Source organism: Peptoniphilus sp., from assembly GCF_034090345.1.
Taxonomy (GTDB): Bacteria; Bacillota; Clostridia; order Tissierellales; family Peptoniphilaceae; genus Peptoniphilus.
In genome coordinates, this window is record NZ_JAXDSS010000046.1 from 18,860 (window position 1) to 39,439 (window position 20,580).

General features: G+C 33.9%; 23 protein-coding genes. 4 read left to right on the top strand and 19 right to left on the bottom strand.

Going from position 1 to position 20,580, the window contains the following annotated elements; genetic code table 11:
* Window positions 1-5: 5 nt before the first annotated feature.
* From larC to SOR77_RS03505, 6 genes are all read right to left on the bottom strand, one after another.
* Window positions 6-1,277: a nickel pincer cofactor biosynthesis protein LarC gene (gene larC, locus SOR77_RS03480; RefSeq protein WP_004819410.1), complete on the bottom strand. Its 1,272-nt coding sequence runs from the start codon at window positions 1,275-1,277 to the stop codon at window positions 6-8.
* Window positions 1,274-2,029: a nickel pincer cofactor biosynthesis protein LarB gene (gene larB / locus SOR77_RS03485; RefSeq protein ID WP_004819411.1), complete on the bottom strand. Its 756-nt coding sequence runs from the start codon at window positions 2,027-2,029 to the stop codon at window positions 1,274-1,276. The genes larC and larB overlap by 4 nt, the downstream gene beginning before the upstream one ends.
* Window positions 2,019-2,771 carry an ATP-dependent sacrificial sulfur transferase LarE gene (gene larE / locus SOR77_RS03490; RefSeq protein ID WP_040552404.1) on the bottom strand — a complete coding sequence of 251 codons (753 nt, stop codon included), beginning with the start codon at window positions 2,769-2,771 and terminating at the stop codon, window positions 2,019-2,021. Before larE ends, larB begins: the two co-directional genes overlap by 11 nt.
* 143 nt (window positions 2,772-2,914) lie before the next feature.
* Window positions 2,915-3,319, bottom strand: a complete 405-nt coding sequence (locus SOR77_RS03495) for a DUF3842 family protein (RefSeq protein ID WP_320635799.1) — start codon at window positions 3,317-3,319, stop codon at window positions 2,915-2,917.
* 201 nt (window positions 3,320-3,520) lie between these two features.
* On the bottom strand, window positions 3,521-4,621 hold the full coding sequence (locus SOR77_RS03500; RefSeq protein WP_320635800.1) for an LCP family protein: 1,101 nt from the start codon (window positions 4,619-4,621) through the stop codon (window positions 3,521-3,523).
* A gap of 8 nt (window positions 4,622-4,629) precedes the next feature.
* Window positions 4,630-4,875: a pro-sigmaK processing inhibitor BofA family protein gene (locus SOR77_RS03505; RefSeq protein ID WP_320635801.1), complete on the bottom strand. Its 246-nt coding sequence runs from the start codon at window positions 4,873-4,875 to the stop codon at window positions 4,630-4,632.
* Window positions 4,876-4,939: 64 nt separating this feature from the next.
* Here SOR77_RS03505 and SOR77_RS03510 point away from each other — a divergent pair, with 64 nt between their 5' ends.
* Window positions 4,940-5,395 carry a DUF188 domain-containing protein gene (locus tag SOR77_RS03510; RefSeq protein WP_320635802.1) on the top strand — a complete coding sequence of 152 codons (456 nt, stop codon included), beginning with the start codon at window positions 4,940-4,942 and terminating at the stop codon, window positions 5,393-5,395.
* Window positions 5,392-5,652 carry a glutaredoxin domain-containing protein gene (locus tag SOR77_RS03515; RefSeq protein WP_320635803.1) on the top strand — a complete coding sequence of 87 codons (261 nt, stop codon included), beginning with the start codon at window positions 5,392-5,394 and terminating at the stop codon, window positions 5,650-5,652. The genes SOR77_RS03510 and SOR77_RS03515 overlap by 4 nt, the downstream gene beginning before the upstream one ends.
* A gap of 48 nt (window positions 5,653-5,700) precedes the next feature.
* On the opposite strand, the gene SOR77_RS03520 is transcribed toward SOR77_RS03515, so the two are convergent.
* From SOR77_RS03520 to SOR77_RS03565, 10 genes are all read right to left on the bottom strand, one after another.
* Window positions 5,701-6,339, bottom strand: a complete 639-nt coding sequence (locus SOR77_RS03520; protein ID WP_320635804.1) for a cytidylate kinase-like family protein — start codon at window positions 6,337-6,339, stop codon at window positions 5,701-5,703.
* A gap of 95 nt (window positions 6,340-6,434) precedes the next feature.
* Window positions 6,435-7,364 (bottom strand): magnesium transporter CorA family protein, encoded by a 930-nt coding sequence (locus tag SOR77_RS03525; protein ID WP_320635805.1) that lies wholly within the window; start codon window positions 7,362-7,364, stop codon window positions 6,435-6,437.
* Window positions 7,354-8,250 carry a DMT family transporter gene (locus SOR77_RS03530; RefSeq protein WP_320635806.1) on the bottom strand — a complete coding sequence of 299 codons (897 nt, stop codon included), beginning with the start codon at window positions 8,248-8,250 and terminating at the stop codon, window positions 7,354-7,356. Before SOR77_RS03530 ends, SOR77_RS03525 begins: the two co-directional genes overlap by 11 nt.
* A 167-nt stretch (window positions 8,251-8,417) precedes the next feature.
* Entirely contained in the window at window positions 8,418-10,418 is a 2,001-nt protein-coding gene (locus tag SOR77_RS03535; protein WP_320635807.1) for a sodium-translocating pyrophosphatase, read from the bottom strand.
* Window positions 10,419-10,433: 15 nt separating this feature from the next.
* Window positions 10,434-10,658 (bottom strand): preprotein translocase subunit SecG, encoded by a 225-nt coding sequence (gene secG, locus SOR77_RS03540; RefSeq protein WP_040552117.1) that lies wholly within the window; start codon window positions 10,656-10,658, stop codon window positions 10,434-10,436.
* A gap of 96 nt (window positions 10,659-10,754) precedes the next feature.
* A complete protein-coding gene (locus tag SOR77_RS03545; protein WP_320635808.1) occupies window positions 10,755-11,612 on the bottom strand; it encodes an undecaprenyl-diphosphate phosphatase in 858 nt (285 codons plus the stop codon).
* Between the two features lie 8 nt (window positions 11,613-11,620).
* Entirely contained in the window at window positions 11,621-12,955 is a 1,335-nt protein-coding gene (gene dnaB / locus SOR77_RS03550; RefSeq protein WP_320635871.1) for a replicative DNA helicase, read from the bottom strand.
* Window positions 12,955-13,401, bottom strand: a complete 447-nt coding sequence (gene rplI, locus SOR77_RS03555) for a 50S ribosomal protein L9 (protein WP_320635809.1) — start codon at window positions 13,399-13,401, stop codon at window positions 12,955-12,957. Before rplI ends, dnaB begins: the two co-directional genes overlap by 1 nt.
* Window positions 13,398-15,401 (bottom strand): DHH family phosphoesterase, encoded by a 2,004-nt coding sequence (locus SOR77_RS03560; RefSeq protein ID WP_320635810.1) that lies wholly within the window; start codon window positions 15,399-15,401, stop codon window positions 13,398-13,400. Before SOR77_RS03560 ends, rplI begins: the two co-directional genes overlap by 4 nt.
* Window positions 15,402-15,409: 8 nt before the next feature.
* Window positions 15,410-16,303 carry a DUF2232 domain-containing protein gene (locus tag SOR77_RS03565; protein ID WP_320635811.1) on the bottom strand — a complete coding sequence of 298 codons (894 nt, stop codon included), beginning with the start codon at window positions 16,301-16,303 and terminating at the stop codon, window positions 15,410-15,412.
* 116 nt (window positions 16,304-16,419) lie between these two features.
* Here SOR77_RS03565 and SOR77_RS03570 point away from each other — a divergent pair, with 116 nt between their 5' ends.
* Both SOR77_RS03570 and SOR77_RS03575 read left to right on the top strand, forming a co-directional pair.
* Window positions 16,420-17,172 carry an IclR family transcriptional regulator gene (locus SOR77_RS03570; protein ID WP_320635812.1) on the top strand — a complete coding sequence of 251 codons (753 nt, stop codon included), beginning with the start codon at window positions 16,420-16,422 and terminating at the stop codon, window positions 17,170-17,172.
* Window positions 17,165-17,608, top strand: coding sequence for a GAF domain-containing protein (locus SOR77_RS03575; protein WP_320635813.1), 444 nt, complete (start codon window positions 17,165-17,167; stop codon window positions 17,606-17,608). Before SOR77_RS03570 ends, SOR77_RS03575 begins: the two co-directional genes overlap by 8 nt.
* 83 nt (window positions 17,609-17,691) lie before the next feature.
* Here SOR77_RS03575 and SOR77_RS03580 read toward each other — a convergent pair whose 3' ends face one another.
* The 3 genes from SOR77_RS03580 to SOR77_RS03590 are packed head-to-tail and all read right to left on the bottom strand — an operon-like array spanning window position 17,692 to window position 20,572.
* Window positions 17,692-18,630 (bottom strand): biotin-dependent carboxyltransferase family protein, encoded by a 939-nt coding sequence (locus tag SOR77_RS03580; RefSeq protein ID WP_320635814.1) that lies wholly within the window; start codon window positions 18,628-18,630, stop codon window positions 17,692-17,694.
* The gene (gene pxpB / locus SOR77_RS03585) at window positions 18,623-19,366 is read right to left on the bottom strand and encodes a 5-oxoprolinase subunit PxpB (RefSeq protein ID WP_320635815.1); all 744 of its coding nucleotides are present in this window, start codon (window positions 19,364-19,366) and stop codon (window positions 18,623-18,625) included. Before pxpB ends, SOR77_RS03580 begins: the two co-directional genes overlap by 8 nt.
* 9 nt (window positions 19,367-19,375) lie before the next feature.
* Complete coding sequence (locus SOR77_RS03590; protein ID WP_320635816.1) at window positions 19,376-20,572, bottom strand: NRAMP family divalent metal transporter; 1,197 nt, start codon at window positions 20,570-20,572, stop codon at window positions 19,376-19,378.
* Between the last annotated feature and the right edge of the window lie 8 nt (window positions 20,573-20,580).

A 20,580-nucleotide genomic window follows, 5' to 3' on the forward strand; every position in this document is an offset into this window, starting at 1 on the left:
TAAAATTATTTTTTTCTAATTTTCTCTTTCACTTCAAAAATACTCAAGTTATTTTCTCTTGCTATCTTTGATAGGTCATCATATTCAAACTTTCCCCTACTCACTCCATATCCATAAGATTTCTTAAATCTTATCGTGCCTAAAGAAGTCTCGATTTCTTCAATATTTCTATCTAAAATATATCTAGAAGTTTGAGTTTCTCTAATACCAATAGTAGTAGTGTGTTTAAATATAAGCTCTAATAAATTACTCTTATCTTCTTCTCTACACATTACCTTTATCAAAGTTCCCGGCCTTGATTTTTTCATTCCTATTGGAACTGTATACACTTCTTTAGCTCCAGCTTCAAAAAATCTGTCCATTGCAAAACTAATTTCTTCAGCACTCATATCATCAACATTACAAGACAACTCATACACTATTTCTTCTGAGTCTTTGGTCTCTCCCAAAAAAGCTCTTACACAGTTTATTCTCTCAAAATCTTTTTTCCCCATTCCATAACCTATTTTTTCAACTCTCAATTTAGGCATTTCTTCAAATTTTGATACAAAATGTTTTAATATAGCCGCTCCAGTAGGAGTACAAAGTTCTCCGCGTATTTCAGAAGTATACATTGGAACATCTTTTAATATATAAGCTGTTGCCGGAGCTGGAACAGGCAATATCCCATGTGCACAATGTACGTGTCCACTTCCAACATTTATTGGAGATGCTATTATCTTTTCAACTTCCAACTCATCAATCAAAAAACAAACTGCTGTTATATCTGCTATTGCATCCATAGTTCCAACTTCATGGAAGTGAATTTCTGAAACATCAACATTATGAGCTACACTTTCTGCTTCTGCTATGTGCTTATAAACTTCCATAATGTCTTTTTTAACTTTCTCTGACACTTTTATATTACGAACTATTTCTTCAATATCTTTCATACTTCTATGCACATGATGCCCGTGTTCATGGTGATGGTGACTATGTGTATGTTCATGGTCTTCATGATGGTGGTGATGTTCATGGTCTCCATGATGATGGTGGTGATGTTCATGATGGTGTTCATGTTCGTCGATTTTCTCTTCTTCTCCATTTATTTTTACAACCATACGAGTTCCTTTTATGCCACACTTAAAAGAATCCACTTTTTCAAAACTAATCCCTTCAATTCCAAGATTATTTAAGTTTTCTATTTGCTTTTCATTATCTTCAAACAGTTCTAATATCGCCGCTGTCAACATATCTCCAGCCGCTCCCATTGAACATTCCAAATATAAAGTTTTCATTTCTTGACCTCCATATGATTTATCATACTGGCTGTATAACCCGCTCCAAATCCATTATCTATATTTACAACACTCACTCCACTTGCACATGAATTAAGCATTGATAAAAGTGCCGCTACTCCATTAAATGCCGCTCCATATCCAACACTTGTTGGAACCGCAATAACAGGACAATCTGTAAGGCCTCCTACTACACTTGCAAGCGCTCCTTCCATACCTGCGATGGTGATAACAACACTTGCACTCATTATTTCATCAAGATGCCCTAAAATTCTATGAAGTCCTGCAACCCCTACATCATAGAGTCTAACCACTTCATTTCCTAAGAATTCACATGTCAAAGCTGCTTCCTCCGCTACCGGAATGTCGCTTGTTCCTCCCGTAGCAACTACAATCTTACCAATTCCATTCGGTTTCTTTAATGGCCCGTATATCCCTATCTTTGCTTCTTCATAATATTCTATTGAGTGTATTTTTTTTATCTCTCTTGCTGCATCTTCATTTAATCTCGTAATCAAAATTGAACCTTGTCCATTCTCAAGCATTGTAGAAATAATTCCTATCATCTGATTTGCAGTCTTGCTTGCACCGTAGATGACTTCTCCAACGCCTTGTCTTACTTTTCTATGAAAATCTATCTTTGCATACTCTATATCTTTAAAAGGTTTAGATTTTAATTCTAACAGTGCATCTTCAACTGAAATTTCTCCATTTTTTACAGACTCTAAAATTTTTTTAATATCATTCTTCATCTCTCACCTCTAAATTCAGTGTCACTTCTCTATAAAACTTCTTAAATTCATCTACTATTTCTTTTCTAAATGAAATTATCTTTTCGAAGTCTTTCCCCGTAACTTCAATTTTTGCAACATCGTCTATTTTCCTGACTCTAAAATTTTTAAACCCAAGATTCATTAAAAATGCTTCTGCTTTTTCAATGACTGCTAAATCTTCTTTTGTTATATTCATTCCTGTCTTTATTCTCGTTGCCAAGCACGAATATGATGGTTTTCTCCAACTTGCCAATCCTTCTTTTTTGGACAATTCCCTTATTTCAGATTTAGTCAAATTACACTCTCTAAGTGGAGATAATACCTTCATCTCTTCTTTTGCCCTCATCCCCGGTCTATCTTCATATTCATCCGAAGCATTTGTCCCATCTAATAAGACATCAAACCCATCTATTTTTGCTGCCTCAATAATAGTTCCAAAAATTTTTTGCTTACAAAAATAACATCTATCCTTATCATTTTTCTCTATACGGACATCTTTTAAGACATCAACTTCTAGTATTTTTAAATCCGCTCCTAATTCATGAGCAAAATATTTTGCTTCTTTAAACTCAAACTCAGGTTGAAAATCTGATTTCACATAATATGCTCTCACTTCAGCTTTGTTTTTTAGAGCTTGTTGTAACAAAAAAACAGAATCAACTCCACCCGAAAAAGCAATTGCAACTTTTTTATTTTTGCTAAAGAATTCCTTTAAATTCATCCTTTGTTCCTCACAAATAAAAAGCATGCAAATCCCTACAGAGATTGCATACTTTCATAGTACTATTAAAAGACCGTTTGAATTTTTAACCGACTACTTCTCTAGTCATCCTTTACTTCATATAAAAGATTCAACTCAAACAACTATAAAATTTTTTCAACTTCCTTAACCGCAAGCGCTATCAATTTTTTGATAGAGTATTCATTAATTCCCACAATAACGTTATCATCGTGTAAAAACGGAATTAAAATCCTCTTTGCTCTACTAAGACTTACAGCCTCTACCATTTTTGCCGTTATCTCGCCGTATAGCGAATTAGTCAACAAAATCCCAATTGGTCCAACTATTACATCAGCTCTTGCGCAATTTACCACCACAGCATTTTCACCTGTTGCACCAAAGTTCGCTCCTGCTTTTAACATATTTGTGGTTGCAATACTATTTGTACCAACTGCAATAATTTCTAGATCTCTATACTTTTCTTTTAAGGCTTGAATAACTTGTTTTCCAAGTCCGCCCCCTTGAGCATCAATTACTAATATATTCACAACTACCTCTTTAAATTTTAAATATAAATAATTATATCATTTATTTTCTATAAATTTAAATTCCAAATAGAATTTAGATTAAATCCTTTAATTTTTTCTCTAATTGTCCTTTATTAAAAGGACAATATCAATTATTAAAACAATAAGCCCAGAAATTTCTGAGCTTATCTTAATTCCCAATAGAATTTAAATTTTCTAAAACTATTTTTTTGTCTTAACTTGTTTATTAGATTCTCTATCGTTTTTTGAATTTAAATTTCTCTTATCATTTTTCTCATCATTGTCTTTATTTGAACCATTTTTGCTTTCATTTTCTACACTGCCTTCTGCTTCTACAACTTCACTTCTAAGGGCTACTTCCTTTGCAAATTTTTCATCTATCTTGTAAACAGAAACTTTATCTCTTCCTATTTTTACACTATTTACAGGTACACCTTCAAGCGTAGCTGTTGAAATATCTTCTCTATCTATTCCAATGCCAAACCTTGCTAAAGTAACCATTTGTCCATATGTCAAATCTGTTTCCACAAACTCATCAACAATATCAAGTAATTCCGGAATTTTTAATATCATTGCAGGAGACTTCAATTTTTCAAAAAGCATCATCAAAAATCCTTGTTGCGCTCCTATTCTATCTATATCTTGACCTTCATAAGCCTTTCTTATTCTAAGATAGTCAACTGCCTTTTTACCATCTAAATGGTTAATCCCCCTCTTCATGTTTATTTCTAAAGGTGGCACTACCCAATCATCTTTATAAGTATAGTCAGGCCTATCCCACTCTACATCCATTCCCCCAACAGCGTCAACGATTTGTGTAACCGCTTTATAATCTATCAAAGCATAGTGGTCTATCTTAACATCCAATAAATCTTCAACTGTAGAAGCTACAAGTTTTAATCCTCCCTTAGGATAAACTATGTCACTAAATGCAGCATTTATTTTATTTTTATCATATCCATGAATCCTTACATAAGAATCTCTTGGAACTGATAGTAATTGTACTCTCTTACTTACCGGGTCAATTGAGAATACCATTATAGTGTCGCTTCTCATTCCATTTTTTTCTTCTGAAAGTTGTTTAGTCGCTGTTTTATCAACTCCTAAAACAAGCACTCTCAACACTGCATCATTGTTAAAAACTTCCGTTCCCTTAGTGTCTAGGATAGATTCTTCTTTTTTATCTTTTAAACTAACTTTTCCCTTGTTTTCATAATCAGGTTTTATTCTGTATAATAGCAAAACCAGCCCTGCTAACAAGCACAGCATTAAAACTGCGAATATTCTGAATACATATTTCACTCTACACCTCATATAAATAATTTTAGTATGATTAAAGCTATAACGAATGGTACTCCCAATAATCCTGTCAAAAATGCCACTATTGGTTTAATTGCTATGTAAATACCAAAAGAGCTCAATAAAATGTTTGCAACATAGAGAATTATAGCTCCTATGATTGTGTTCAATATAACTTTAACAACTATTTTTATAGACTTAAATATAATTAATGCAAATAGTATCGCAACTATTGCACCTACAACATAAAGTTCCATACTTTCACTTCCTAGTTTTTTATTATATCATGTAATCACATTATTTAAAATAAGAGGTGGTTTAGTGAAAATTTATCTTGATGCAGATGGGTCTCCCATTACTAATGTGCTAATAAATTTAGCAAGAGAATACAATGTAGAATTAATAATAGTTAAAAATTATCTAACTGACATAAAAAGTGACTATGCAACTGTTGTAAGTGTTGATATATCTTCTGACTCTGCTGATTTATATATTGCAAACCACGTTCAGCGCGGGGATTTAACTATAACTGCCGATAAAGCTCTATCAGCTCTTATCTTGGCAAAAGGCTCATATGTTATAGATTTTCATGGAAATAATATAAATGACAACAATATTTTGTTCCACTTAGATACTAGACACACTAATAGAAATCTTAGAAAAAAGGGTATATATTCAAAAATTAATGCCCGCAAAGAAATAGATACTCAAAATTTTATAATTTCCGTTAGAAAATTTCTATCTACTCTTGCAAATCAAACAGGAGGTATTTTATGATAACACTATTTATATCAAGTTTATGTCCGGATTGTCCACCAGCTGTAGAAGCTTTTGAAAATTCTTTACTTGACTATAAAATAATAGACATTACTGAATCTATGGCTAATTTAAAAGCCTTCTTAAAATATAGAGACAAAGATTCCTTTTTCGACTCTATTAAATTTAAAGGTCAAGTTGGAGTCCCCACTATAATGATTGGAGAAGGAGAAAAATTTTATTCTTTCTCATCTGAGCTGGATTTAAAAAATTTATAATCTCAATATAAAGGAGATAACTACAACTTTGTAAATATCTCCTAATTTTTAATATTTTTTTAATTCAGATGTTCTTAATATTATATTGGCTACATCTTGTACAGAAAATTTTGATACATCAATTGTTATATCATAATCAGATGAGTAGCCCCACTGTCCTGTTGTATACTTTTGATAATGGTTTCTTCTTCTTGCATCTATCTTTTGAACTTCATTTTTAGCTTTTGTATCGTCATATTTATATCTATCTTTTATCTTTTCTAATCTATATTCTTCCGGTGCGGTCAAAAAAACATTGAATACTTTCCCCGTACTCAAAACATAATTTGTACACTTACCCATCATTATACAAGGACCTTTTTTAGCTAAATCTCTTATTGTTTTTGAATTAGCTAAAAATTGTGCATCATTACTTGTAATATCTTCTTGTGAATAAGAGTAATTTTCTCTGTATAAATCATACACGGTTCCTTGTAAAAATGTATCATCTTTTTTTACATTTGAAGGATCTACTTGGCTCTCCAATGTTTTTAACTCTATTATATCCTCATCATAAACTTCAATATTTAATTTCTTTGCAAGTATAGAAACTATCTCAAAAGCTCCAGTCCCATGTTCTCTGTCAATTGTATATATTACATCATTAGATGTACTTGAATTACCTAACAATTTATTAAAAAAATTCATCTTTATCACTTCCCTATTAAATACATTATCTCACATTAGAATAAATAATTTATTAAAAAATAGATTATGATTTCTAAGATTGTACTAAATAATTTCTATAGATAGCCTTTTTTCTTTAATATCCTCACTATATACCAAGATATCACCATACTAAGCAGTACCAAAATCCAAAATGCCGCCGGATGATTTTCAATCGGAAGTTTTACATTCATTCCCCACAATCCACCAACTATAGTTGGTACAGTCATTACTATTGTTATAGAAGTCAAAACTTGCATTACCACATTCAATTTATGTGAAATCAAATTTGAATACAAATCAGATAAATTCTCCATTATAGTTGTAGACTCTTCAATCATCACTCTAGCTTGTTTGTTTTCAACAAGCAAATCATGTAACAATTCAGATGCCTTATCGCTTTTTAATTTAGAATATGACTCAAACATCTTTTCTATTACCGGTCCATTTTCTCTGGTTGCCATACTAAATTTTATAAGTGACTTTTGTATTGCTATCATATCTGAAAAAGCTCTTTCATCACTATTTTTAAGCACTGTTCGCTCAATTTTCTCTATGCTTTCATTTAACTCTCTAACACTTTTTACAAATTCAGAACAAATTGCCCATGCAATTTCTGTAGATAGACTCTCACTATCTTCTCCCAGATCTTTCTGTTCATAAGAATTTTTAACTTTGTTCATCAACTTCAAACTTTCAGTAGAAACTGTAATCAAAATTCCATCAACCATTATCATTGATAGCGGTCTTGTTATATAGCTACAATTATTTATTTTTACTGGATGACTTAGTAAAAATAAATTAGCTGCTCCACTTTCCCAAACTTCAACTCTTGGAACTTCTTCATTGTCTAGCACAGAGTAGATATAATCCTTTGGAATTTTATATTTTGTAAGTATTTCATCAATTTCTTGTTGATTGGGTTTTATAAGTTCTATCCAAAAAAACTTTTCACCATTTTCTGAAATTGTCAATTTATTATTATCAATATAGTATTTATTTTCCATTTTCTTTATTTCCCAACTGTGCAGCCATAATTGCAATAAACATCAACAGACATCCTATTAATTCTCTTTTAGTTAAAATTTCTCCAAGTATTAAATAACCGCCTACCGCTGCAAAAACTGATTCTATTGAGCTTATCAAAGACGCTAAAGCAGCATCTATATACCTTAAAGCCATGATCTGTAATGTAAATGCCACAGAACTTGACATTATTGAAGCATAAAGTATTGACCACATCGCCAACTTTATAGCTTCTAATGAAATTGTTTCAAATACAACAGCTCCTACTACACTTAAAAGTCCACATACTATAAATTGATAAGCATTAAATTTCAACCCGTCTGTTCTCGGAGAATAGTACGCTATTACAAGCATATGAATAGAGAAAAATATAGTAGAAATAAAAACTATTAAATCGCCTTCATTTATTGATAGATTTTCTTTAACTGACAATAAATAAACGCCTATTACAGATAGTACAATACAAAATATTAGTTTTTTAGACAGTCTATGCCCTCTAAACATCATGAGTATTGGAACTATTATTATATAAAGTGCACTTATAAACCCCGCCTTACCCACAGTTGTATCTACTATTCCTATTTGTTGTATATTCATTGCACAGAACAACACTATTCCAGTCAGGATTCCCCCTCTTCTTGTAGCTGCTTGATCTACGACAACACTTTCTTCATCAAGTATAGCTTTTCTTAAAAATGGATTCATCCTCATAATAAGTATCACAAATCCGCCAATCAAACATCTTAATGCAGAAAACGTCATTGTGCCTATGTATTCCATTCCCTTACTCTGTGCCACAAATGTCAAACCCCATATTGCTGCTGCAAATAGTAAATAAATAGATGCCTTTAATTTATTTTTATCCATAAATATTCTCCCAATAAATAACTTATATACACAGTGTAACAGACACAAATTAAACTTTAAAGCCACTTTAAAAATTATTATCTTTTAGTAATTTAAATATTAATCTTAACTCTCATTAAATTTTTGCATAAAAAAGCACAGGCAATCTAACCTGTGCTTTAAATATCTTAGAATAATTTTCCGCCAAATGCTACGAATAATGGTGCAAATACTAATGATACTACTGTTATAAGTTTTACAAGAATATTTAATGAAGGTCCTGAAGTATCTTTGAATGGGTCCCCTACAGTATCTCCAGTTACAGCTGCTTTGTGAGCTTCTGAACCTTTTCCGCCATGTGCTCCACCTTCGATAAATTTCTTAGCATTGTCCCAAGCTCCACCGGAGTTTGACATAAAGATTGCCATTAATACACCGGTGATAAGAGCTCCGGCTTGTAATCCACCTAGAGCTTCTGCTCCAAGTAATAGACCTACTACTATTGGAACTACTACTGCTATTACTCCCGGAACGATCATTTCTTTAAGAGCAGCTCCTGTAGAAATATCTACACATTTTGCATATTCAGGAGTTGCTTTACCTTCCATAATTCCCGGGATTTCTCTAAATTGACGTCTTACTTCATCAATCATTGAAGAAGCTGCGTTTCCTACTGCTGACATTGTCAAAGCAGAGAAGGCAAATGGAAGCATACCACCGATAAATGTTCCGGCAATAACTTCCGGTTTAGATACATCAATTCCTTCTAGCCCTGTTGCGTTGATATATGAAACAAATAGTGCTAAAGCTGTAAGAGCTGCTGAACCAATTGCAAATCCCTTACCGATAGCTGCTGTTGTATTACCTACTGCATCAAGTGAGTCAGTTATTTGTCTTACTTCTTCTGGAAGTTCACACATTTCTGCAATACCGCCAGCATTGTCAGCTATAGGACCATAAGCATCAACTGCAATTGTCATACCTGTAGTTGAAAGCATACCTACTGCTGCAAGAGCTATACCAAACAATCCGTGAACTGATGATTCATTTCCACCAGCACCTATAAAGGCAACCATTATGCCAATAGCGATTACTATGATTGGTCCAACTGTAGACATCATACCTACAGAAAGCCCTGAAATTATGTTTGTAGAAGAACCTGTTTCAGATTCTGATGCTATTCTTCGCACCGGAGCGTATTCATCCGCTGTATAGTACTCAGTTATTTTAGATATTATAAGTCCAACACATATACCTGCTATTACAGGAACAAATGGTTTAAAGTTACCAAATATCATATTTGATAATACAGCTGCTGCAATTATACTAGCTCCGGCTGCAATGTATTCTCCAACGTTTAGAGCTTTTTGAGGGTCTTTATCTCCCTTTACAAAGAACACTGCTATGATCGAAGCAATTATACCTACTGCTGCTATTGATAGCGCATATGCTATACCATTTTCTTGATATGCAACTACTCCTAGAGTAATAGCCGATAAAAGAGCTCCAACATATGATTCAAATAAGTCTGCTCCCATACCTGCAACGTCCCCTACGTTATCTCCTACGTTATCAGCAATAACAGCCGGGTTTCTTGGATCGTCTTCAGGAATTCCCGCTTCAACTTTACCTACAAGGTCAGCTCCAACGTCTGCCGCTTTAGTGTAGATACCACCACCAACTCTTGCAAAAAGAGCGATTGAAGAAGCACCTAATGAAAATCCTGTAACTATAGTTGTATCTTGAGTTAACATATAAGCTGCTGTGATACCTATAATTCCCAATCCTACAACGCACATACCCATTACAGCCCCGCCTGAGAATGCTATATCAAGTGCTTTTGCAAGACCTGAAACATTAGCTGCGTTTGCAGTTCTAACATTTGCACGTGTTGCCACTCTCATACCAACATAACCTGCGATTACTGAACAAATAGCTCCTGCAATGAAACATAGAGCTGTTGCCACACTGTGAAGTCCAACAGCTAAAATTGCAGCAAGAACTATTACAAATACTACAAGTGCCTTGTATTCTCTTGTTAAAAATGCCATTGCACCATCTTGTATATATGAAGAAATTTCCCTCATTCTTTCATTCCCCGGATCTTGTTTAGACACAAAAGATGCTTTAAAGAAAGCAAAAGCTAGTGCTAAAACTCCGGCTACTATAGCTAAAATATAAACATTCATTCTTCCGTATACCCCCTATATTGCTGAAAGTGCTATTACGGAAACTAAAAATATTATAGATGATACTGTTATAATACGATTTTCAATTTCCTTCTTGCTTGTTCCTCTATGTTCGCCCCATAGATTTGATTGTTCTCCCTGTAATGTGCCAAGTCCTGCTTGAGCACTCTCAGTAACTACCACAGTGCCAATTAGAACGAGCGATGAAATGGCAATAATTACTGTCAAAAATAATTCCACTATAAAACCTCCTATTTTATTTATCCACAATGCATTAATTCTACCACAATAAATTTTCAAAATCAATTGAAACCGTTAATTTCAAGCCTTTTTATACTAAAATATCTTCAAAAATAAAATTACTAGTATACCAAGTGCTATCCTGTACATTCCAAACACTTTGAAATCGTGTTTTTGAATGTAACTCATAAACTTAGTTATTACAGCATATGCTACTACAAAAGAGACTACAAAGCCCACTAAAATATAGAACCACTCACTTACTGTAAACGATGTTCCCATCTTCAATACCTTCAAAGCCGTTGCCCCTAACATTGTTGGAATTGCTAAGAAAAATGAAAACTCAGCTGCTGTTGTCCTGTTACAGCCAAGAGTCATTCCTCCAATTATGGTAGCTGCACTCCTTGAAGTGCCCGGTATCATCGCTAAGCATTGGAACACTCCTATTTTAAAAGCATCCACTACACTTAGCTCATCAATGTCTTCATATTTAAATTCAGATTTTTTCTTATCTTCCATAAATATGATTATGACACCATAGATTATCAATGTTATTGCAACTACGGTTGGATTAAATAAGTACTTGTCTATTATATCATCAAATAGAAAACCTAAAACTGCAGCAGGTAAAAATCCTATTATAACCTTCGCTATCAATCTCATGGTTTTCTTATCTCTTAAGTGCCATCTATCTGAAATAGATAAATGTGATTCATTTTCTACAATGTTTGAGGATAATTTTTTCTTTGATAGTGGGTTTAATTTATCCCAATACAATAGCACTACTGCTAGAATTGCCCCCAATTGAATTATTACTGAGAACGCATTTTCAAAGCTTTGTGAGTGTAATTTTAAAATCTCACCAACTAAGATTAAATGTCCTGTAGATGATATCGGCAAAAATTCCGTAATACCCTCTACAATTCCCAAAATTATTATCTTAATTAACTCCATCTTCCCTCCTATGAACCATATTCTTTATTCAAGAATTTAGTGAATTCTTTTCTAAATATCAGTTCCACTGTACCTGTTGGTCCATTTCTATGTTTTGCAATTATAACTTCGCCAATATTTGGTTTTTCCGACTCTTCTTTTGTATAGTACTCATCTCTAAATAGAAACATTACAACGTCGGCATCTTGTTCTATAGCTCCTGATTCTCTAAGGTCTGAAAGAATAGGCCTGTGATCAGCTCTTGCTTCGGGTGAACGTGAAAGTTGAGACAGTGCTAGCACCGGCACTTCAAGTTCTTTTGCTATAGCTTTTAAGTTTCTTGAAATCGCTGAAATTTCTTGAGTTCTAGATTCAACTTTTTCGCTCATTTGCATAAGTTGGAGATAATCTATAACCACCAAGTCCAAACCTTTCTCCATCTTTTGTCTTCTGCACTTGGCTTTTAGCTCCAACGGAGAAATACCTGCCGTATCATCTATTTCAATTTCAAGCTCAGATATTATCGGCATTGCATTTATGACTCTTTCCCAATCATCTGCTGTCAAATTGCCGGATATTATCTTTTGTAAATCCACATGTGCTATTGAAGCTATGATTCTGTCAACCAGCTGAGTCTTACTCATTTCAAGAGAAAACATTGCAACTTTTGCCTTTGCTCTTAGCGCTGCATTAGTTGCTATGTTTACCATTAGAGCAGTCTTTCCCATTGATGGTCTTGCCGCAAGAAGTACAAGATCTGACTTTTGTAGACCGCTCAACTGTCTATCCAAATCTTCAAAACCTGTAGTAACCCCAGTTAGCGAGTTTGGATTTTGCGCACGTTTTTCCATTGCAGCAAATGACTCAAGTAAAGTCTCTTTTATCGGAGAAAGTCCTGCTCTGTGAGAATCTTGGGTTATGTTAAATATACTTGACTCGGCTTTTTCTATAATCATATCTAAATCTGCATCTTGTGCATATGCACTTGACATAGTTTCATCCGAGGCAGCTATCAACTTTCTCAGTGTAGACTTTTCTTTAATTATCTCACAATGATACTTTGTATTTGAGACTAAGCCGGCAGATGAACTCAAACTTGCTATATAGCTAATCCCCCCGACATCTTCAAGACTATTTCTCTTTTTCAGCTCATCTATTGTAGTCATCACATCAACCGGAACATTTCTATTGTATATAGAGGTTATGGCTCCATATATTTCACCATGAATTTCCGAATAGAAATCTTCAGCTCTTAAAATTTCAACGGCCGATGTGATGGCATCTTTAGATAGCATCATAGCACCAAGCACTGACTGTTCCGTTTCAGTGACATGAGGAGGTATTTTGAGATTTAAATCTTCCATCATTCTGCCTCAACTATTACCTTTAATTTTGCAACTATTCCAGGATACAATTTTAAAGGTACAGTTTTTGTGGCCTCCATCTTAATGTTTTCACTTAATTCAATTTTTTTCTTGTCCAGTTTTATTTTAAGTTGCTCTTCAAGAGCTTCTTTTATATTTTGAGAAGTTATCGCTCCGAAAAGTCTTCCTCCCTCACCTGATTTAGCCTTTATTACAACTTTGCCTGCTTCAATCTTCTTTTTTAGTTCAGTGAATTCAGCTCTGTTCTTCTTCTCTTCTTCTGCTCTCTTTTCGTTATCTTCTTCCCATTTTTTAAGATTCTCTTCATTAGCTTCTATGGCAACTTTTCTTGGCAGCAAGAAATTTCTTGCGTATCCGTCTTTTGCCTCAACAAGAGACCCCGCTTTCCCTAAATTTTTATCGTCTTTTAATAAAATTACCTTCATATATTTTCTCCCTTTTTCTGTTCATCAATATACTCTTCCACTGCTTGTACTAAAATATTTTCAGCTTCATCTAGAGATTCTACCTTTAGTCTGGCTCCAGCCATGTTAAGATGTCCTCCACCTCCTAATTTTTCAAGTATCAACTGCACTGAAAAATCCCCAGATGACCTTCCTGAAATGTGAATTTCATCATCTACCGGAGTCATTACAAAACTTGCTCTTATTCCATTTATATCAAGCAATTCATCGGCAGCTTGTGCCGCTATCAATATGGAATTCGCAGCCTTTTTATCTAACCTTGAAATTGCCACTTCATCACAAACTACCTTTGTAGCGTGCACTACTTGAGCTCTGTTTTGAAGTGTATCTAAGTCATCTTGGAACAAGTTCTTTACCTTTATCATATCTGCACCGGCACGTTTTAATATTGATGCCGCTTCAAAAGTTCTAACTCCTGTTTGGAAACTAAAGTTCTTAGTATCAACTACTATACCACTCATTAGCGCATCTGCCTCAAAATGGGTTAAATTTAATTCATCATTCATATAAGTCAACATCTCAGTTACAAGTTCACTTGTAGAGGATGCATATGGTTCAACATAAGTCAGCACCGGATTTTTGACAAATTCCTTACCTCTTCTGTGGTGGTCTATTACAACTATTTGTGTTGTCAAATCTAAAAGCTCGGGACTTTCAGTAAAGTTTGGCTTATGATTATCGACCAATATAACCAATGACTTAGGTGTTATATTACTCTTTGCCTGCTCTGAGGAAATTATCTTCTCAAAAATTTCAGGTTCTTCTTCTTTCATTCTATCAAGAAGGTTTGATATTGAAGGATTGCTCTTATTTAAAACAATATGCCCTTCAACATTTCTATTTAACACAGCTCTTAAAATACCTATCGCTGAACCTATAGCATCCATATCGGCATTTTTATGTCCCATTATATAGACGTCTTCCGCTCCATCAATAAGTTGTTTTAATGCAACACCTAACACTCTTGCCTTTACTTTGTTTCTCTTTTCAACAGCTTTTGACTTGCCCCCGAAGAATTCATAATTGTCCTCAACTTTTATTACGGCTTGGTCTCCTCCACGTCCGAGTGCAAGGTCTAAGCAAGTGTCAGCTTCATCCACAGACTCTTTAAAATTAAGCCCAAAAGATGATACTCCTATCGAAAGTGTCATAGGTATGGAATTACCCATATCTAACTCTCTTAAATCGTCAAGTAGATCAAATCTCTTTTCCTTTATGCTCTTTAATGCCCCAAAAGTCATGACAACTAGGTACATATCGTCATCATACTTTCTAACCAAGGCATCATAACTTTGAAAATATCCTCTTACTAAGTAATCTATCTCAGCTATTAACTGTGGTCTGTTGGCAGTTGGTGCTGAGTCCATTGCCTCATCGTAGTTGTCCACTTCTATTTTTGCAACTATTGGATATTCTGAGACATATTTATCTCTCAAAACATCATAATCAGTCTTGTCTACAAAGTATAATAGAATTAATTTACTTCTATCTGATTCAGTTTTTTTTACATCAACTACATTCGCATAAACTCTATATGACTTAGAGCCTAATTTTGCAGTTAAATCTTCATCATTAGGCGCTTCAATTATACTTTCAAAATTTATTTCAGGAATCAACTCAGAAACATTTATCTCCATAATTTCAACATCTTCAAATATATTTAAGAAAGTTGTGTTGTACCAAATTACATTCGCATTTTCATCTGTTATTACCATTGGAAAAGGCATAGAAAAAATAGCATGTTTTGTTATCGAGTCAAAGTCTCTACTTATTGTTTCAATCATCTCAACTGACTTTTGGTTGTACTCTTCTATGGTCTTACTACCTGAGTATATCAAATAAACCAAAATTAGAAGTCCCAAAATACCTAGCCAAGGCTCAAAGTATAAAAGTCCTATGCTCAATATAGCAACAACTACTATAAATCCTTTAAAGTCTTTTAAATCAAATTTATAATCCATCTTTCACCTCACGCGAGCCTTCTAAAGTTGAATATATTGTCCAAAACACCCATGGCTATAAAAACAAACTGTGCTCCCGGAACTAAAAATCCAAAAAGAGGCACTAAAATTTTTATAAACCTTCCAGCTTTAATCTTATTTAGTATGAACATTATAACACTCATTCCCAAGAAAAATAGTATGCTTGAGAATACTAAGATTAAGTTTTCTATAACTAAATTAGGTGACTCAAAAAGTCTATCTCCAAAGCTATATAATCCAGCTATTGAAAAAACTCCTACAAATAATATTCCTTTTGGTAGATTAAAATAAATAAATGGTTTATAGTTTAATTTTAATCCTTGTTTTAAGATAAGCTTTCTTATTGATAAGTGATATGTTACATAACTTAACAAAAGAGAAATTATAACTAACATAGCCGGCATCAATTGCAACGACCTATTATACAACATAGTCCATTCTGCAGTTGAGAGCTTTTCAATACTCATATTATTTTGTACTTGTATAAAACTTTCTAAAACTTCTTTTGATTTTAACATTTCAGGGCTAACCCCATAAGAATATGAAGTTACAAATATAGAAATAAAAAACATTACCGCTGCCAAAACTACAGTTGAATTCTGGTCATAATTTTTATGCATCATCCAGTGAAATACTAAAATCATTGGCCCAAATAACGTAAAAACTACTATTGCATAATTTAAAGAAATCATAGTCAGTAGTGCATTGGCAACAAAGAACATCGAAAAAGCGCTCATAACGCCTCCTGATATAGCTTCCCCAACGAAAATAGCCGGTAAAAATAAAAATGCCGGTGGAAAAACCATTCCAATCGCAGCAATAAGTACTGCTCTTGTAACCAATATAAACTTATTTAATGTTGAATTTGTAATTTCAATCATCCCCTTACTATTTTTTATTTTACCATACCAACTAAATATAAAATAGATATTTGTTAATATGCTATTTATATACATATTGTGGTATAATTTCACTAACGTGTAGGAAAGGAGTTAATATGATTCAAAGTTTAATTAAAGCAGCAAATATACTCGAATATATGAAACAAGACAGCCGCGAATTCACCATCGCAGAAATTTCAGAAGCCATATCAATTCCACCAAGTACAACTCACAGAATTTTATCCACACTAATAGCCTGTGAGTTTGTAACTAAAGACAACAATACCCACTTATATAAACTTGGTCCCGGACTTATTTCAATAGGCATGGCAGCTTCAGGAAATATAAGTCTGCAAAGTGAGGCTGATATTATTTTAAGAAAACTTTCAGACGAAACTAATGAGGACTCATTTATGATAGTTCGCTCTGAAAATACAGGAGTTGTCATAGGAAAAGCCGAAGGCTCTGAAACATTGAAAATCGTTGAAAATTTCGGAAGACAAATACCTCTACATAAAGGTGCTATAAGAAAAGTAGTTCTTGCATACCAGTCAGAGGATTTTATAAATTCTTACTTAAAACTTGAATTAGATCCATATTCAACCGGCCCTGTAGATATTGAACAATTAAAATCTGAACTTCAAAGAATTAGAGAAAAATCTCTTGCAATTTCAGAAGGAGAGTACATAAAAGATACTATAGGCCTTGGAGCACCGGTTTTTAATCATACAGGCGACTTCATAGCTTCCATAGGTATAGTTACCCCCGAATACAGGTCAAAAGATAAAGTTGATGAAATGATTAAATATGTGAAAGGAGCAGCCTTGGAACTTTCAAAACGTCTAGGCTATAGAGGAAAGAATGAATAAGTATGAAGAACTTTTATTTAAGATAAAATCTCTTTGTTCTCAAACGGAGAATAAAGTTTCAATTCTGGCAAATGTTTCAGCAGTATTGTTTGAAATGGAAGATGTTTCATGGGCGGGGTTTTATATATTAAAAAATCAAAAACTATTGCTAGGACCATTTCAAGGTAGAGTAGCTTGTACTAAAATTGAAATCGGAAAAGGTGTTTGCGGCAAATCCTTTGAAAAAAGTGAAACGCTAATCGTTGATGATGTCCATAAATTTGATGGACATATAGCTTGTGATTCAAGAAGCAATTCTGAAATAGTTGTTCCAATTATGAAAGATGATCTCCCGATTGGAGTAATTGATATAGATTCAACTTCATTCAATAGATTTTCAAAAATTGAAAAAGATTTTTTAGAAAAAGTTTCATATATAGTTTCAGAAAAAATGTAATTTTAAGAATATGTGTATTACAAATAATATACGCACATCCTCTATATTTTAAAAGGTGCCGGCTTTATACCGACACCTAATTTTTATACTAAATTTCTAATTTCTTCTATTTTTCTACGGTAATCTTTATAAATTTTTTGAGCTTCCTCTATAGAAACTTGTTGGAATAAAACTTTTCCATGCGGAGCCATTTGTGACAATTTACAAATATCCGGCGTTATTACAGTTGCTATCTTAGTATATCCACCAGTGGTTTGACGGTCTGCCATTAACACAATAGGCCTGCCATCTGCCGGAACTTGGACAGAACCCTTAACTGTTCCATCTGATATTATATCCGCACCCTTTTTAAATTCCAATGGGTTTCCATCCAATCTAATCCCCATTCTGTCGGCATTTTTAGTTATTGTATATCCACCTGACATAAAGAATTTTTTAATACCTTCTTCCGTAAAATAATCATCTTGTGGTCCTAGCACAGCTCTTAAAACTGCAAATTGACTCATAACAGGTCTATATTTTTCAGGAATAACTCTCTTCACAAAATCTCTTGCATTTAAAATTTCAAATTCATCTTTTGGTTTTAAAGCTCTTCCTTTATAGCCACCTATCTTGCTTTTTATTAAAGTTGATTTACTTCCATTTAATTCTTCAACGCCTATCTCTCCACTAAAAGCCAAATATGCTCTCATTCCGGATTTTAATTTTCCAAAACTTAGTGTGCTTCCAGCTTTTAACAAGTGAGTCTCATACATTGCAACCTCTATACCGTCTACTTTAGGTGTAACATCAGCGCCTGTAACAGCAAAAGTTACGTCTTCATCAACTTTTAAAGTTGGTCCCAAATAAGTTATTTCAAATACAGCTTCACCGCTTTTATTGCCAACTAAAATATTTGACAACTCATAGCTGTATTCATCCATTACTCCTGCTTGTCCTATGCCAAACTTTTGATATCCTATTCGCCCAAAATCTTGAACGGTAGTGAGTATACCTCCCATTATAACTTCTACTTTAGCCATTCAACTCACCTACTTCTACACGTCTAACATTGACTTTATAGTCTCCAGATTCCACTTCAGCTTTTATTTTATTGTACTCTTCTTCGTCTATACTCACATATCTTATATAATCTCCGGCTTGTATAAACACCGGCGGTTCCGCTTCCGGATTGTATAGTTTAAGTGGCGTTCTTCCTATCAACTGCCAACCACCCGGTGACTCAGATGGATACATTCCCGTTTGACTACCTGCTATTCCAACAGAACCGGCTTCAATTTTAAACCTTGGAGATTTCAACCTTGGTGTTGCTATTCTCTCATCCATTCCGCCCAAATAAGTAAATCCCGGTGCAAATCCAAGCATATAAACTAAATAATCAGTTCCTGTGTGAATTTTTACAACCTCTTCTTCTGACAGACCTGCATTTGATTTTACAAAGTCCATGTCAGGGCCATACTCTCCACCATATAAAGTCGGAATCTCTATAAGATTTACTTTTTCTTCTCCATCACTTGAAGAAACACTCTCATATTTTTTTAACTGTTCAACCAATTCACTATAACTCAACTTTTCAGGTTCATACACTATGGTTATGGACCTATATGTTGGAGTCATCTCCACTATTCCGTCTATATTACCATCTATCGCCGCCATAGTACTTCTGATTTTGGCGTTTATATCTTTGTTTATCTCATTTCCAAACTCCATAACTATGGCTCTGTCTCCGGCTATGAGATATTTAACTTCATTGTACATAATTCCTCCTTAGAAGAAAGTAGATAATTTAGTCACCATTGTTGTAACTCCCAAATAGAATGAAAGTGCCGTTACAATCCATCCTAAATAGAAAAGAACCATTGGATGTTCATAATTTCCTACTATTGATTTCTTCTTACTTGCAATAAGCATAACCGCTAAAGTTATTGGTAAAATCAATCCATTTAAAGCTCCTACTAGTACAAGTAGTGTTTGTGGTTGACCTATTAAGACATATGCAAGAGTTGAAACTACTATAAAGCCAATTGTGAATAAATTAGCCTTTTCTTCAACTACTTTGAATAGAGTTTTTAAGAAAGATACTGAAGTAAAAGCACAACCTACGATTGAAGTAATCGCAGCTGCAGTAAATACCAAACCAAATATCTTATAACCAACTTCTCCACTTGCTATTTTAAAAGCTGACGCCGCTATATTTTCAGGATCAAGTTGTCCGCCTGATGATATTACTCCAAGAACAGCTAAGAATAATAAAATTCTAACTATTAGAGCAACTCCTATTCCCATTGTTGCCGACTTAGTAACTTGTGGTAAATTTTCTTCGCCAGTTATTCCCGCATCAATTAATCTGTGCCCGCCTGAGAATACTATATATCCACCAACAGTTCCTCCAAGAAGAGTTAGTACAGCAGGAATAGTATTGTTTAATTCTGTAGGTGCAACTGCTCTAACAGCAGCTTCTCCAACCGGAGGCGCAGTGGTAACACATACGTAACCTATCAAAAGTATCATTCCGGCACCTAACACTTGGGTTAGTTTATCCATTGCATTACCGGCTGACTTTGAAGTGAAGATTACTATTCCCAGTAGAGCAGCAATTATTGCTCCAAGTTTTGTATCCATACCAAATATTACATTTAGTCCTAGTCCTGCTCCACCAACATTTCCTATGTTAAATGCAAAGCCACCAAGAGCTACTAAAAATGCTATAAAATATCCTAATCCAGGCAATACTTTGTTTGCTATATCTTGTCCTCTTAATCTTGAAACTGCTATAACTCTCCAAACATTAAGTTGCGCAACATAACTCATTATTATTGAAGCAAATATTACAAAAGCAAAATCAGCATGTAAATCATTTGTGAACTTTGCTGTCTGTGTCATAAATCCAGGTCCTATTGCAGAAGTAGCCATTAAAAAAGCTGCCCCTAAAAGAACCGACCAATTTATTTTTTTCTTTTCCATAAATTACC

Bases quoted from the DNA above. Each gene is read 5' to 3' on its own strand.
- pxpB (WP_320635815.1), bottom strand. From the start codon at position 19,366: ATGTACAATGAAGTTAAATATCTCATAGCCGGAGACAGAGCCATAGTT.
- SOR77_RS03565 (WP_320635811.1), bottom strand. From the start codon at position 16,303: ATGATTGAAATTACAAATTCAACATTAAATAAGTTTATATTGGTTACA.
- SOR77_RS03505 (WP_320635801.1), bottom strand. From the start codon at position 4,875: ATGGAACTTTATGTTGTAGGTGCAATAGTTGCGATACTATTTGCATTA.
- SOR77_RS03590 (WP_320635816.1), bottom strand. From the start codon at position 20,572: ATGGAAAAGAAAAAAATAAATTGGTCGGTTCTTTTAGGGGCAGCTTTT.
- dnaB (WP_320635871.1), bottom strand. From the start codon at position 12,955: ATGGAAGATTTAAATCTCAAAATACCTCCTCATGTCACTGAAACGGAA.
- SOR77_RS03575 (WP_320635813.1), top strand. From the start codon at position 17,165: ATGAATAAGTATGAAGAACTTTTATTTAAGATAAAATCTCTTTGTTCT.
- larB (WP_004819411.1), bottom strand. From the start codon at position 2,029: ATGAAGAATGATATTAAAAAAATTTTAGAGTCTGTAAAAAATGGAGAA.
- SOR77_RS03560 (WP_320635810.1), bottom strand. From the start codon at position 15,401: ATGGATTATAAATTTGATTTAAAAGACTTTAAAGGATTTATAGTAGTT.
- SOR77_RS03530 (WP_320635806.1), bottom strand. From the start codon at position 8,250: ATGGATAAAAATAAATTAAAGGCATCTATTTATTTACTATTTGCAGCA.
- SOR77_RS03525 (WP_320635805.1), bottom strand. From the start codon at position 7,364: ATGGAAAATAAATACTATATTGATAATAATAAATTGACAATTTCAGAA.
- SOR77_RS03520 (WP_320635804.1), bottom strand. From the start codon at position 6,339: ATGAATTTTTTTAATAAATTGTTAGGTAATTCAAGTACATCTAATGAT.
- SOR77_RS03570 (WP_320635812.1), top strand. From the start codon at position 16,420: ATGATTCAAAGTTTAATTAAAGCAGCAAATATACTCGAATATATGAAA.
- rplI (WP_320635809.1), bottom strand. From the start codon at position 13,401: ATGAAGGTAATTTTATTAAAAGACGATAAAAATTTAGGGAAAGCGGGG.
- SOR77_RS03535 (WP_320635807.1), bottom strand. From the start codon at position 10,418: ATGAATGTTTATATTTTAGCTATAGTAGCCGGAGTTTTAGCACTAGCT.
- larE (WP_040552404.1), bottom strand. From the start codon at position 2,771: ATGAATTTAAAGGAATTCTTTAGCAAAAATAAAAAAGTTGCAATTGCT.
- SOR77_RS03515 (WP_320635803.1), top strand. From the start codon at position 5,392: ATGATAACACTATTTATATCAAGTTTATGTCCGGATTGTCCACCAGCT.
- larC (WP_004819410.1), bottom strand. From the start codon at position 1,277: ATGAAAACTTTATATTTGGAATGTTCAATGGGAGCGGCTGGAGATATG.
- SOR77_RS03580 (WP_320635814.1), bottom strand. From the start codon at position 18,630: ATGGCTAAAGTAGAAGTTATAATGGGAGGTATACTCACTACCGTTCAA.
- SOR77_RS03545 (WP_320635808.1), bottom strand. From the start codon at position 11,612: ATGGAGTTAATTAAGATAATAATTTTGGGAATTGTAGAGGGTATTACG.